Source organism: Pseudomonas sp. BO3-4 (genome assembly GCF_034044115.1).
Taxonomy (GTDB): Bacteria; Pseudomonadota; Gammaproteobacteria; order Pseudomonadales; family Pseudomonadaceae; genus Aquipseudomonas; species Aquipseudomonas alloputida.
The window spans coordinates 3,799,874-3,813,407 of record NZ_CP139018.1 but is presented as its reverse complement, the minus strand read 5'-3'; the positions used below and the strand labels follow the sequence as shown (position 1 = coordinate 3,813,407).

The 13,534-nt window shown below is 64.2% G+C and carries 9 protein-coding genes; 7 read left to right on the top strand and 2 right to left on the bottom strand.

Going from position 1 to position 13,534, the window contains the following annotated elements; translation table 11 throughout:
• Positions 1–73 precede the first annotated feature (73 nt).
• The 4 genes from REH59_RS17670 to REH59_RS17655 all read left to right on the top strand — a co-directional run bounded on the left by REH59_RS17670 (position 74) and on the right by REH59_RS17655 (position 7,089).
• A complete protein-coding gene (locus REH59_RS17670) occupies positions 74–916 on the top strand; it encodes a helix-turn-helix transcriptional regulator (RefSeq protein WP_014859221.1) in 843 nt (280 codons plus the stop codon).
• A 42-nt stretch (positions 917–958) separates the two neighbouring features.
• Positions 959–2,341: an aspartate aminotransferase family protein gene (locus REH59_RS17665; protein ID WP_004575424.1), complete on the top strand. Its 1,383-nt coding sequence runs from the start codon at positions 959–961 to the stop codon at positions 2,339–2,341.
• 195 nt (positions 2,342–2,536) lie between these two features.
• Complete coding sequence (locus REH59_RS17660; protein ID WP_014859222.1) at positions 2,537–4,030, top strand: aldehyde dehydrogenase; 1,494 nt, start codon at positions 2,537–2,539, stop codon at positions 4,028–4,030.
• 152 nt (positions 4,031–4,182) lie between these two features.
• The gene (locus REH59_RS17655; RefSeq protein WP_320450336.1) at positions 4,183–7,089 is read left to right on the top strand and encodes an HD domain-containing phosphohydrolase; all 2,907 of its coding nucleotides are present in this window, start codon (positions 4,183–4,185) and stop codon (positions 7,087–7,089) included.
• Positions 7,090–7,197: 108 nt separating this feature from the next.
• Here REH59_RS17655 and REH59_RS17650 read toward each other — a convergent pair whose 3' ends face one another.
• Entirely contained in the window at positions 7,198–8,910 is a 1,713-nt protein-coding gene (locus tag REH59_RS17650) for an FAD-dependent oxidoreductase (protein WP_003250851.1), read from the bottom strand.
• Positions 8,911–9,103: 193 nt separating this feature from the next.
• Here REH59_RS17650 and REH59_RS17645 point away from each other — a divergent pair, with 193 nt between their 5' ends.
• The 3 genes from REH59_RS17645 (at position 9,104) to REH59_RS17635 (ending at position 11,916) form a co-directional block, all read left to right on the top strand.
• The gene (locus REH59_RS17645) at positions 9,104–9,880 is read left to right on the top strand and encodes an IclR family transcriptional regulator (RefSeq protein ID WP_003250853.1); all 777 of its coding nucleotides are present in this window, start codon (positions 9,104–9,106) and stop codon (positions 9,878–9,880) included.
• 138 nt (positions 9,881–10,018) lie between these two features.
• Positions 10,019–11,071: a Gfo/Idh/MocA family protein gene (locus tag REH59_RS17640; protein ID WP_004575428.1), complete on the top strand. Its 1,053-nt coding sequence runs from the start codon at positions 10,019–10,021 to the stop codon at positions 11,069–11,071.
• 29 nt (positions 11,072–11,100) lie between these two features.
• Complete coding sequence (locus REH59_RS17635; RefSeq protein WP_014859227.1) at positions 11,101–11,916, top strand: sugar phosphate isomerase/epimerase family protein; 816 nt, start codon at positions 11,101–11,103, stop codon at positions 11,914–11,916.
• Positions 11,917–12,071: 155 nt separating this feature from the next.
• On the opposite strand, the gene REH59_RS17630 is transcribed toward REH59_RS17635, so the two are convergent.
• Positions 12,072–13,397 (bottom strand): MFS transporter, encoded by a 1,326-nt coding sequence (locus REH59_RS17630; RefSeq protein ID WP_014859228.1) that lies wholly within the window; start codon positions 13,395–13,397, stop codon positions 12,072–12,074.
• Positions 13,398–13,534: the final 137 nt, after the last annotated feature.

Sequence of the window (13,534 nt, the reverse complement as noted above, 5' to 3'; positions counted from 1 at the left end):
CCCCGTGGGAGTATCTGCTCAACGACGCACCGCACCGGGGGCGGTGCCACTGAGAAGAAACGGCAGGCTTACAGTGACTAATCAATTGCTTTCAGCACAATGGTTCGAGCACCAGGCCAAGGTCACCGAGGCGATCGGCCGGCCGGGCTTTGCCGCCAGCCTGTTTGCTGCATTGAGTGTGATACGGCCGATCCAGGCGACCACGGTGTACCTGTACCCGCACGATGGCATGCCCTGTGCGCTGTTCGAGCAGGATGACAAGGCACCTTGGCAGCCCGAAGGCAATGTCAGCCGCTACCTGTCGGGCTTCTACCTGCTTGACCCGTTCTACGGTGCTTGTGTGGAACAGGTCGAATCCGGCTGCTACGGCCTGTTCGAAGTGGCGCCCGATCACTTCGAGGTCAGCGAATACTACCAATCGTTCTACCGCCACTCGCACCTGGAGGATGAGCTCAACTACATCCTGCAGGTGGCGCCCGGGCAAAGCCTGGCGGTGTCGCTGGCCTTCACCGACAAGCTGGATGGGCAAAGCCGCACGCGGTTCGGGCTCATCACGCCTTGGGTGCTGGCGGTACTCGGCAAGCATTTTGCCGGGCTGGACAGCCGCGCAGGCCGCTTCGAGAACATCCTCGAGCAACGTATCCATGCCGCGCTGAACAACTTCGGCAGCTCGCTGCTGACCGAGCGTGAATGCCGTATCGCCCAGTTGATCCTGCGTGGTCACTCGACCAGGTCGCTGGCCGAGCGGCTGGGGGTGTCGGAAGACACCATCAAGTCGCACCGCAAGAACGTCTACGTCAAGCTCGACATCGGCACCCAGTCCGAACTGTTCTCCCTGTTCATCGACGCACTGGCCAATGCCCAGGGCGTGCTGGGCAAGGACCCGCTGGAAAGCTACATGGGCAAGCTGCGCTGAGCGCCAGCTGCCCTGCAACCCCACCGCAAAGGAAAACCAACAATGAACGCGCCTTTCGCCCCGCAACGCCAGACCCGTGACTACCAGGCAGCCGATGCCGCCCACCACATTCATGCCTTCCTCGACCAGAAGGCACTGAACGCCGAAGGGCCGCGGGTGATCGTCGGGGGCGAACGCCTGCACCTGTGGGACAGCGAGGGCAAGCGTTACCTGGATGGCATGTCTGGCCTGTGGTGCACCCAGCTCGGTTATGGCCGTCGTGACCTGACGGCCGCCGCGGCCACGCAGATGGATCAGCTGGCCTACTACAACATGTTCTTCCACACCACCCACCCGGCGGTGATCGAACTGTCCGAGTTGCTGTTCAGCCTGCTGCCGGGGCACTACAGCCACGCGATCTACACCAACTCCGGCTCCGAGGCCAACGAGGTACTGATCCGCACCGTGCGCCGCTACTGGCAGGTGGTTGGCCAGCCAGGCAAGAAGGTCATGATCGGCCGCTGGAACGGCTACCACGGCTCGACCCTGGCGGCCACGGCGTTGGGCGGGATGAAGTTCATGCACGACATGGGCGGGCTGATTCCGGATGTGGCACACATCGACGAACCTTACTGGTACGCCGAGGGCGGTGAACTGACCCCGGCCGAGTTCGGCCGCCGCTGCGCCCTGCAGCTGGAGGAAAAGATCCTCGAACTGGGTGCCGAGAACGTTGCCGGCTTCATTGCCGAACCCTTCCAGGGGGCCGGCGGCATGATCTTCCCGCCGGAAAGCTACTGGCCGGAAATCCAGCGTATCTGCCGCCAGTACGACGTGCTGCTGTGCGCCGATGAGGTGATCGGTGGCTTTGGCCGCACCGGCGAATGGTTCGCCCATGAATACTTCGGCTTCGAGCCCGACACCCTGTCGATTGCCAAGGGCCTGACCAGCGGCTATGTGCCCATGGGTGGCCTGGTGCTGAGCAAGCGCATTGCCGAGGCGTTGGTGGAACGCGGCGGGGTATTTGCCCACGGCCTGACCTATTCCGGCCACCCGGTGGCGGCGGCAGTGGCCATCGCCAACCTGAAGGCGCTGCGTGACGAAGGCATCGTGCGCCAGGTGAAGGACGACACGGGGCCGTACCTGCAGCGCATTCTGCGCGAAGTGTTTGCCGATCACCCATTGATCGGCCAGGTGCAAGGGGCCGGGCTGGTGGCGGCGCTGCAGTTCGCCGAGCACAAGCCGACGCGCAAGCGCTTTGCCAACGAGAACGACCTGGCCTGGCAGTGCCGCACCTTTGGTTTCGAGGAAGGGGTGATCATTCGCTCGACCCTGGGCCGGATGATCATGGCCCCGGCCTTGATCGCCAACCACAGCGAGCTGGATGAGCTGGTGGAGAAGACCCGGATAGCCGTAGACCGCACGGCGCGGCTGGTCGGCAAGCTCTAAGCCGCTGACAAGGGCAACGCGCTTCCCTGTGGGAGCGGGCACGCCCGCGAACACCGGCGAAGCCGGTGCCATCCACCGTGTCGCCTGATTCGCGGGCATGCCCGCTCCCACAGAGGGAGTGCGGCGTGCTTGCGGACTGTGTGGTACCTGTTACTTGCGCAAGAAGGACCGCCACGACGGTCGTCTGGAGCACAAATGTACACTCTCGAATTCTGGCAACAACGCGCCTCGGACCTCTACCTTCCGGCCCATGCACTGATCGACGGCAAACCCGTCAACGCTCAGGATGGCGCCACCTTCGCAGCCATCAACCCCGCCACCAACAACGTAATGGCACAGGTTACCGCCTGCGGCCAGGCCGAGGTCGACCTGGCCGTCGCCAGCGCCCGTCGAGCCTTCGAGCACGGCCCCTGGCCGCGCATGGCGCCGGGCGAGCGCAAGAAAGTGCTGCTGCGCCTGGCCGAGCTGATCATGGCCCATCGTGAAGAACTGGCGTTGCTGGACTCGCTGAACATGGGCAAGCCGGTGATGGACGCCTACACCATCGACGTGCCGGGCTCTGCACATGTGTTCGGCTGGTACGGCGAAGCGCTGGACAAGCTGTACGACCAAGTGGCGCCCACGGCGCCCACGGCGCTGGCCACCATCACCCGCGAAGCACTCGGTGTGGTCGCGGCTGTGGTGCCGTGGAATTTCCCCCTCGACATGGCCGCCTGGAAGCTGGCCCCGGCGCTGGCTGCCGGTAACAGCGTGGTACTCAAGCCCGCCGAGCAATCACCGTTCTCGGCCCTGCGCCTGGCCCAATTGGCGCTGGAAGCGGGGTTGCCGGAAGGTGTACTGAACGTAGTGCCGGGCCTGGGCGAGCAGGCCGGGCAGGTGCTGGGCCTGCACCCGGATGTGGACTGCCTGGTCTTCACCGGCTCCACCCAGGTGGGCAAGTACTTCATGCAGTACTCGGCGCAGTCCAACCTCAAGCAGGTGTGGCTGGAGTGCGGCGGCAAGAGCCCGAACCTGGTGTTCGACAACTGCCAGGACCTGGACCTGGCGGCGGAAAAGGCCGCCTTCGGCATTTTCTTCAACCAGGGGGAGGTGTGTTCGGCCAACTCGCGGCTGTACGTGCAGCGTGCCATCCACGATGAGTTCATCGAGCGCCTGCAGGCCAAGGCTCGCCAGTGGCTGCCCGGTAACCCGCTGGATCCGGCGAGCCGCGCCGGGGCCATTGTCGATGCCGAGCAGACCGGCCGCATCGAGGCTGCCATCGTGCGTGCCGGGCAAGAGGGTGCGCGATTGGTGTGTGGCGGCCGACGCCTGACCGTCGAAGGTTCGGACAACTACATCGAGCCGACCATTTTTGCCGGTGTCGAGGGCCGCATGAGCCTGGCGCGGGAGGAGGTGTTCGGCCCGGTGCTGGCGGTCAGCGCCTTCGACACCGAAGAAGAAGCGGTGCGCCTGGCCAACGACAGCATCTATGGCCTGGCAGCCTCGGTGTGGAGCGACGACTTCAACCAGGTGCACCGGGTAGCGCGTGCGTTGAAAGCCGGTACCGTATCGGTGAACACGGTCGATGCGCTGGATGTGACGGTGCCGTTCGGTGGGGGCAAGCAGTCGGGGTTTGGCCGCGATCTGTCACTGCATTCGTTCGACAAGTATTCGCAGCTCAAGACCACCTGGTACCAGTTGCGCGGCTGATCTCCTGATCATGGCCCACGTCGCCTGCGTCGCGGTACAAAGCCTTGCACGATCGTCTGTAAACGTGTTGCCGGCCCGGCAGAACGCTCACATGCACTCTACACTGCTGCAGACATCAGCCAAGGCAATGTGCCGCACATGGAGTACCTGGGATGGGCTGCGTGTCGACGGGGCGTGTCGTTGGCAATAGAGGACGTGGTATTTCACTGCAGTGGCTGGTGGCGCTGGCCATCGTGCTGGGCATGCTGCTGCTCGGCGCTGCCCTGGCCTGGCAGGGGTACCGCGGTATTCGCCAAACCCTTGTGGCTGCTGCTGGCGATGCCGCCCAGCAGGTTGCCAAGACGATCGACGAGCGCGCCAGGCGCCTGATCGAGCCTGCGCAAAGCAGCATTCGCCTGCTTGCCCACAACCCGACTGTGCACACCCAGGCACAGCGCCTGGATCGGCTGCCACAGCTGGTGGAAATGCTGGACGCCAACCGCATGCTCAGCGCCGCCTATCTGGGTTACCCCAGCGGCGAGTTCCTGCTGGTGCGTCGCCTGCATGACCCGCAGCTGATGCAGCGTTTCGCCGCTCCACCGGGCACGGCATTTCTGGTGCAGAGCGTCAACCATGGCGAGGGCGCCAAGGTGCAGGGCGAGTGGCGTTTTTATGATCGGGCGCTGAACCTGTTGCAGGCCCAGGCCAAACCTGACTATCGCTACGATCCACGCCTGCGCCCCTGGTTCGCTGAAGCCACGGTACAACCCTCTACGGTGCTGACTCGCCCTTATGTGTTCTTCACCACCCGCGAGGTCGGCTTGACCATGGCCCAACGTAGCGTCGACGGTGGCGCCGTGATCGGCCTGGATGTCTCGGTCAACGACTTGGCCAGCGAGACTCAGGACCTGCGCATGACCCCGGGTACCGAGATCGTGGTGGTCGATGACCAGGGCAACGTTGTGGCCTATCCGGACCCGCAGCGGGCAATCGTGCACGAAGGGCAAGGCGTGCGCCTGTCGCGTGTCGCCGAGCTGGGCGCTCCCAGCCTGGCGCGGCTATACGCTGACCTGCCCAAGGGCAACCAGCCTCAGCCTTATCAGGTGGATGGCCAGACCTGGTATGGCATTCGTGTGCATCTGACCACCCTGGCCGGGCACGACTTGTACGTGCTGATTGCCGTACCCGGCCACGAGTTACTGGTGGGGGCGCGCAAAGTCTTGTACGAGCAGTTGCTCTGGACCGTGGCGCTGATGGCCGTGCTGCTGGTGCTCGGCGGTGTGCTTGGCCGGCACATTGGCCGCCCGCTGCGGCTGTTGCGCGAGCAGGTTCAAGGCTTGGCCAGTTTTGATTTCAGCCGTGAGGTGGGCGTGCACTCGCGGGTTTCCGAGGTGCGTGAACTGAGCCGCGTGCTGAGCCGCATGTCCGGTACCATTCGCCACTTTCAGGCGATTACCCTTACGCTCAGCCGTGAGCGAAACCTGGAGCGCATGCTCGACGGCGTGCTGAACCATCTGGTAGAAGCTGCCGGGGGCGACGCCGGCGGGGTTTACCTGTATGACGCTGAACAGGCTTTGCTGCGCCTGGCCGCCTCGTGCCGCGGTGAACACTACCCAAGCGAGCTGGCAGTGGATGAGGGCGCCCGGCAGCACTTGGCTGTAACAGTGACCCAGGCCCTCGGCCTGCATGAGCGCAGTCTGGCCGTGGTGCTGAATGACCGTAGCCAGGCACTGTTGGGCATCCTGGTCCTGCAAATGGACGAAGAGCAGGCGCAGGAGCGGGTGGGCGAGGCATTCCGGCGCTTTGTCGAGGAATTGTCCGGAGTGGCTGCGGTGGCTATCGAAACCCGCCAGTTGGTCGAAGCCCAGCAACGCCTGCTGGACGCCATGATCAAGCTGCTGGCAGACGCCATCGATGCCAAGAGCCCCTATACCGGTGGCCACTGCGAGCGGGTGCCTCAGCTGGCGCAGATGCTGCTGGATCAGGCAGTGGCAGCCGACAGCGGTCCGTTCGCCAGCTTCAGCATGACCGAGGCAGAACGGTACGAGTTCCGTGTGGCAGCGTGGCTGCACGATTGTGGCAAGGTCACCAGCCCTGAGTACGTGGTGGACAAGGCGACCAAGCTGGAGACCCTGTACAACCGCATCCACGAAGTCCGCATGCGTTTCGAAGTGCTGTGGCGCGATGCGGAGCTGGCCTACTGGCAAGGCCTGGCCAGTGGCGCCGACCAGCAGGTGCTGAAAGCCGCACTGCAGCGAAGCCAGGCCGAGCTGCAGGACGACTTCGCTTTCGTCGCCCAGGCCAACATCGGCGGCGAGTTCATGCAGGACACCGATATCCAGCGTTTGCAGGTGATCGGCAAGCGCCGCTGGCTGCGCCATTTCGATAACCGCCTGGGCATCTCCCGTGACGAGGCGGAACGCCTTGTCGGCGTGCCGCAGCCTGCACTGCCGACAGAGGAGCCATTGCTGGCTGATCGCCCCGAGCACAGCGTGCACTGGGGCACCCGCACGCCGCCGGTGGTCAAGGATGACCCGCGTAATATCTGGGGGTTCGACATGCACCTGCCAGGCCACGCCAGCAACTACGGCGAGTTGTACAACCTGTCGATCCGCCGTGGCACGCTGACTGACGAAGAACGCTTCAAGATCAACGAACACATCGTGCAGACCATCATCATGCTCAGTGCGCTGCCGCTCCCGCGCCACCTCAAGCGGGTACCCGACATCGCCGGCAACCACCACGAAAAGATGAACGGCAGCGGCTATCCGCGCCGCCTGGGCGGGCAGGACCTGGGCATCGCCGAGCGGGTGATGGCGATTGCCGACATCTTCGAAGCACTGACGGCAGCAGACCGGCCTTACAAACCCCCGAAGACGCTGTCCGAATCGGTGAAGATCCTGGTGGCCATGGCCCGCGAGGGGCACGTCGACGGGCAACTGCTACAACTGTTCCTCAGCAGCGGGGTATACCGCCAATATGCCGAGCGCTTCCTGCGCACCGAGCAGATCGACGAGGTGGATGTGGTCTACTGGCTGGCGCAGATTCAGGAGCGCAGCGCAGCGAGACCAGTGAGCTGAGGGACGACAGCGCTGAAAAATCAGACCGCGTGGCGCTCGATTCAAGCGCCACGGCCTTTCCCTGCGTCCTCCTGCAGAGCGCCGACCACCCGGGTATTGGGGGCCAGCTCACTCATACCCCTGCACCCCGGCAATGTGCCGCCCGGCGACATAGCCAAAGGTCAGCGCCGGCCCCAGGTTGATGCCACCCGACGGGTACCAACCACCAAACACGCTGGCCATGTCGGTACCTGCTGCGTACAGGCCTGCAATCGGTTGCCCGGCCTCATCCAGTACACGGGCATTGCCGTCGGTGCGCAACCCGGCAAAGGTGCCAAAACAGCCGGGCTTTACTTTCACCGCATAGAACGGCCCGTGCTCGATGGGCGCCACGCAAGGGTTAGGGCCCTTGTGCTGTGGGTCACCCTGCTTGCGGTTGAACGGCGTGGAACCGCGGCCAAACGCCGGGTCCTGGCCGTTACGGGCATGGTTATTGAAGTCAGTGACCGTGGCGCGCAGCCCGGACGGGTCAATGCCGCAGGCCTGGGCGAGCTGCTCGAGCGTGGCGCCGCGTTTCAGGTAGCCGTTGCGCACATGCGGCCCTACCGGCAGCGGTGCCGGGCGGGCATGCCCCAGGCCATAGCGGCGCAAGAAGCGATGATCGCAAACCAGCCACGAGCACACCTCCTGGCCCTGCGGCACTGCAGCGACCATGGCCGACACATAGTCGTAATAGCCATGCGCTTCGTTGACGAAACGCTTGCCGTTGGCCAGCACACCGATAACGCCCGGTTTGCCGCGCTCGATAATGTGCGGGAAGTGGCCGACGCTGCCGTCGCGATACGGCACCTGTGAAACCGGTGCCCAGGCCACCGGCGACTTCAGGTCGGTGGCAACCACACCGCCGGCGGATTCGCCCAGGCGCAGGCCATCGCCAGAACACCCCTTGGGCGGCAGCGCCAGGTTGTCGTGGCCGCTGGCATCGCGCGGGAACAGTTGCTGGCGCCGGGCGTTGTCATTGGGGAAACCACCTGCCGCCAGCACCACGGCCTTGGCGCGGATCAGCTGCTCGCCCTGTGGCGTCGCGACCCACGCCCCGCGTACCTGGCCACCCTCGATCAGCAGGCGTTTGGCCGGCGCCGACGCTTGCAGGTGCACACCCAGGTCCTGTGCCGATTTAGCCAGGCGCGCCACCAGTGCCACACCGTTGACCAGGTGCATGGCCCGACCATGGCGGGCCAGGTGGTACAGGTGGCGGCCAAAGCGCTTGCACACGTGCAGCAGTGCTTTGGGCGAGCGGGTCATGTTGAGGAAGGCGGCAAGGTCGGCACCGGCCATGATCGGCATGCCCATGAACGAAGTTTCGCGCATGGTCTTGCGCAAGCGTGGCAGCAGGGCGCCAACCTCGCGGGCATCGTAGGGCGCGGCGATCACCTGGTGGCCGCCAAGGGCTGCCCCCGGCGTATCGCCATGCATGTCCGGGATGCCGTTGCCGTCGGCAAACTGCAACGCCGTGTACTTCTCGAAAAACGCCACCATGTGCGGGCACGCCTCAAGGAAGGCATCGACGCGCTCGGCATTGTAGTTTGCCCCCAGCTCATGGCGCAGATAAGTCCGCGGCTGCTCGATGTCTTCCTCGATGCCGGCCCTGCGCGCCAGCGGGTTGCGTGGCACCCAGGCCCAGCCGCCGGACCAGGCGGTGGCGCCGCCAAACACCGGTTCTTTCTCCGCCACGATCACCTTCTGCCCATGCCAGGCAGCCGTGACGGCCGCCGCCAGCCCGGCGGCGCCAGAACCTATGACCAGTACATCGCATTCGGTTTCGAGAGGAGCGGAAGGCATTGCGGGTTTCCTGTGCTTTTATTAGAACAATGTTCCACATTCTTATCGGCAGCGGGTGGTCCTGCAAGGTCAGGTTGGTCATGTCAGGCAAGAACTGGGCGATCATCGGACATTCGAGGTGGCCCGAGCTGCGCTGGCTAGCGACGATGTGGAATCATCTTCTAGAATCCGCAAAAAATCAGGGACCTGTGACATGGCTGGTAGTCAGATCGAACGCGCCTTCAGTCTTGTAGAAAGCCTTACCGGTGAACCCCAAGGGCTGCCGTTACAAACCCTGGCCGAGCGCCTGGACATTCCCAAAAGCGCTGCCCATCGCATGCTCACTGAGCTGGTGCGGCTGGGCTACGTGCGCCAGAACCGGGAAAACAGCCGCTATCAACTGTCGGCCAAGCTGGTAGCGCTGGGCTTTCGTTACCTCGCCAGCAACGGTGCCGACATCATCCAGCCGATTCTTGACCGCCTGGCCCAGGACAGCGGTGAGCTGGTGCGCCTTGGGGTGATCGACGGTGCCCGGCAAACCTGGATCGCCAAGTCTCAGGGGGCCCGCTCCGGGCTGCGCTACGACCCGGACATGGGGCGCGACGCGCCGCTGTTCTATACCGCCTCCGGGCATGCCTGGCTGGCCAGCCTGGACGATGAGCAGGCGCTGCAGATGGTGTTGCGCCAAGGTATTGCCGACCCCGACCAGTTCGGCCCGAACGCGCCACGCTCCACCGACGAGCTGCTCGCCTACCTGCACCGCGCCCGCGAGCGTGGGTATGCCTGGGTCGAGGAGACCTCCGCCATCGGCACCTCAGCCCTGGCCGCAGTGGTACGCCGCCCGCAAAGTGACGAGGTGATCGGCGTGCTGAGCATCGCCGGGCCCAGCGCGCGGCTGGCACAAAGCCGCCTTACCGCGCTGGCACCGCTATTGCTGTCGGCGGCAGAAGAGCTGTCGGCGGCCAGCCCCGCCAGCGAGCTGTTTGCCTGAGAGGATATTCCGGTCGATTACCGCACAGTCTGTTGCGCCCGTTCTTCTGAAAAGCTGAACTTGGTTCTAAATTGTCGAGTGTGAATTTTGGAACCCGGTTTCAGAATTTCATAACAACAATGACAAGAGGACAGGCTGTTGAACGCACCCCTTCGTATTGCCTTGATTGGCGCCGGCATTATGGGCCGGCAGCATTACCAGCACTTGCGCAATGTGCCGCAAGCCCAACTGTGTGCGGTAGCCGACCCCGGCCCGCAGGCCGAGGCCTTCGCTGCCGAGTGCGGTGTGCCCTGCTTTGCCGACCACCGGCAAATGTTGGCGCATGCGCGCCCCGAGGCAGTGATCGTCGCTAACCCCAACAACCTGCATGTCGCCACCGCCCTGGATTGTGTCGAGGCCGGAGTGCCAGTGCTGGTGGAAAAACCGGTGGGCGTGAACCTGGATGAAGTGCGTGCTCTGGTGGAAGCCTCACGCCGCCGAGGTGTGCCGGTGCTTGTAGGGCACCATCGCCGACACAATCCGCTGATCGCCAAGGCGCACCAGGTGATCAACGAAGGCAAGCTGGGCCGTTTGATCAACGTCACCGCGCTGTGGCAGCTGCAAAAGCCCGACAGCTATTTCGAAACGCCCTGGCGCCGCGAGCCAGGGGCCGGTTTCTTGCTGACCAACCTGATCCACGACCTTGACCTGTTGCGTTACCTGTGCGGCGAGGTGGTGCAGGTGCAGGCCTTCACCCGCAACGATGTCCGCGGTTTTGCCAACGAAGACAGCGCCGCGGTGCTGCTGCAGTTTGCCAACGGTGCCCTGGGCAGCCTGACCGGGTCCGACGCGGTGGCTGCACCGTGGAGCTGGGAGCTGGACGCTGGCGAAAGCCCTGTGTACCCGCGCCAGGATGGCCAGCCGTGCTATCTGCTGGCCGGTACCCAAGGAGCACTGAGCATTCCCCAGCTCAAGCGCTGGCATTACGCCGAGGCAGGCTCGGGCTGGCATACGCCCCTGTTGCAAAGCTCGGAGAGCATCCCCGCCGGCGAGGCATTGACCCTGCAATTGCAGCATTTTGTGCGGGTTGCCCGGGGCGAACAGGCGCCGCTGATCGACGCTGCCGACGGGGGCCGCACACTGGCGCTGATCGAAGCGATAAGGCAGGCAGCCCAAAGCGGTCGGGCTTGCGCGCCCGAGCACATTGGCTGATACAACCTTACTATTGCGGGTGATGATAAATGACTGATCGAATTTTTTCCCTCGCGGCCCTGACGGTGCTCGAGCTGTCTCCACCGGACATGGTCGAGGCCGCCGCCCGAGCGGGTTACAGCCATGTCGGCCTACGGCTGGTGCCAGCCACCGAACAGGAGCGGCATTTCCCGTTGGTCGCCGATGCCGAACTGCGCCGGCAAACCCAGGCGCGCTTGCGCGACACGGGTATCAAGGTGCTCGACCTGGAGATCCTGCGTCTTGAACCGGCCACCTGTGTGGCCGATTTCGAAGCGATCCTGGCGGTGGGCGCCGAGTTGGGTGGCACTGAATTGCTGGTAGCGGGCAACGACCCCGACGAAGCGCGCCTGACCGAACGCTTTGCCGCATTGTGCGAGCTGGCGGCGCAATACGGCATTCACCCTCACCTGGAGTTCATGCCCTGGACCGACGTACGTGACCTGCGCCAGGCCATGCGGGTGGTGGCCAACGCCGACCGCGCCAATGGCTGCGTACTGGTGGATGCCTTCCACTTCAACCGCTCCGGCTCTTCGCTGGACGACCTGGCGCAGCTGAAGCCGCAGCGCATGCGCTATGCCCAACTGTGTGACGTTGCTGGCCCGGTACCGGCTGACATGGACGAGATCCTGCGCCAGGCGCGTAACGAGCGACGCTTCCCGGGTGATGGCGACGCCGACCTGGTTGGCCTGTTGCGCGCCTTGCCGCCGAGCGTGCCGCTGAGCCTGGAAATCCCCACGCGGCAATTGCTGGAGCAGGGCATCAGCGGCGAACAGCGCGCGCGCATGGCGCTGGAGAAAGCCAAGGCGGTGTTGGCCACCGTCTGATCGAGCGAACGTGGCGCCTGTCACCGGCTGCGTCACGTTCGTGAGTGAACCCGCTCCCACACCGAACATTGCCTTGTCGTTGTTTGCTTCTCAAGAAATACCAGGCCAAAAAAAAGGGCCCGCAAGGGCCCCGTAGAGGTAAGTAGCTAGCGCTCTCAGGCGCTCTCGACCTTGCGCGGTGCCATGAAATACATCCACACCAACGCCAGGAAGTACATGGCGGGGATCATGGTAAACAGCAAGGCATAGTTGTTGTTGGTAGCGGTCAGCACGCTGCCGACAATCTGCGTCATGAACATCCCGCCAATTGCCGCACACATGCTGCCGAAGCCGAATACGGTGCTCACCAGATGCTTGGGTGTGTAGTCCATCACCAGGCTCCAGATATTCGCCGTCCATGCCTGATGCGCACCTACCGCGATCGAGATGGCCGCCACCGCGACCCACAGTCCACTGGCGTTGGCGGCAAAGATGACGCTGAGCATGGTGCAGGCAAAGATCAGCATGGACACCAAGCGCGCTGTCGTGGCACGCACGCCACGGCCGATCAGCCACGACGACAGAATGCCACCCCCGATGCTGCCGAAGTCTGCCGTCAGCCAGATGATGATCAACGGGATGCCCATCTGGGTCACGTTGATGCCCAGGCTGTATTGCTGGTTCAGGAACGGCGGCAGCCAGTACAGGTAGAACCAGAACACCGGCGCGGTAATCGCATAGGCCACTGCAAAAGCCCAGGTGCCACGCAGGCGCAGGATACGGCTGAACGGCACGCGGGTCGGCTCGGGCTCGTCATCCTGCTGGATGTACTGCACCTCGCTCTGACGCACGCGGGGGTGGTCTTCAGGGTTGTAGTACTTCAGCACCCAAAACACGACCCACACCAGGCCCAGGCTGCCCATTGCGATGAACGCAGCCTGCCAGCCCCACACAGCCAGGATCAGCGGCAACAGCGCGGGGGTGACCATGGCACCAACGTTGGTACCGGCGTTGAACAGCCCCGTTGCAATGGCCCGCTCACCCGCCGGGAACCACAGGCGCACGGTCTTGACGCAGGCCGGGTAGTTGGCGGCCTCGGTCAGGCCGAGGATGAAGCGGCAAACCATGAAACCTGCCGCCGAGGTGGCCAGGCCGTGGGCCCCCGTGGCCAGGCTCCACAGCAGTACAGCGAAGAAGAAGGCCCGTTTGACCCCGACCTTGTCGATCAGTCGGCCTTGCAGCAGAAAGCCGATGGCATAGCCGACCTGGAACCAGAAATTGATGTTGGCGTAGTCCATCGCCGTCCAGCTCATTTCCTTGGCCAGCACGGGCTGCATGATGCCGAGGGCGGCGCGGTCGATGTAGTTCAGGGTGGTGGCGAAGAACACCAGGGCGAGCATGCCCCAACGGGTCTTGCCGACGCCGAAGGCGCCGCGGAGCTTGTCGCCGATCGAGCCCTGGGACATCCGGGGCGCGGCGGGGGGGATCTTGGAGTGGTTCATAGACTGCTCGTTTCTTGAAATTGTATTCAGCTGCGGTGCTACGGGTACGTGACCGTTTCCCAGGCAGGGGGGGCACGCAAGGCCGGTGCATGGTGAGCAGTGAAGACGGCAGCGTCAATTCAAGAGACGGGCTACTG

Excerpts from the sequence above, each read along its gene's own strand:
- REH59_RS17665 (WP_004575424.1), top strand. The coding sequence starts at position 959 with ATGAACGCGCCTTTCGCCCCGCAACGCCAGACCCGTGACTACCAGGCA.
- REH59_RS17660 (WP_014859222.1), top strand. The coding sequence starts at position 2,537 with ATGTACACTCTCGAATTCTGGCAACAACGCGCCTCGGACCTCTACCTT.
- REH59_RS17655 (WP_320450336.1), top strand. The coding sequence starts at position 4,183 with ATGGGCTGCGTGTCGACGGGGCGTGTCGTTGGCAATAGAGGACGTGGT.
- REH59_RS17650 (WP_003250851.1), bottom strand. The coding sequence starts at position 8,910 with ATGCCTTCCGCTCCTCTCGAAACCGAATGCGATGTACTGGTCATAGGT.
- REH59_RS17645 (WP_003250853.1), top strand. The coding sequence starts at position 9,104 with ATGGCTGGTAGTCAGATCGAACGCGCCTTCAGTCTTGTAGAAAGCCTT.
- REH59_RS17635 (WP_014859227.1), top strand. The coding sequence starts at position 11,101 with ATGACTGATCGAATTTTTTCCCTCGCGGCCCTGACGGTGCTCGAGCTG.
- REH59_RS17630 (WP_014859228.1), bottom strand. The coding sequence starts at position 13,397 with ATGAACCACTCCAAGATCCCCCCCGCCGCGCCCCGGATGTCCCAGGGC.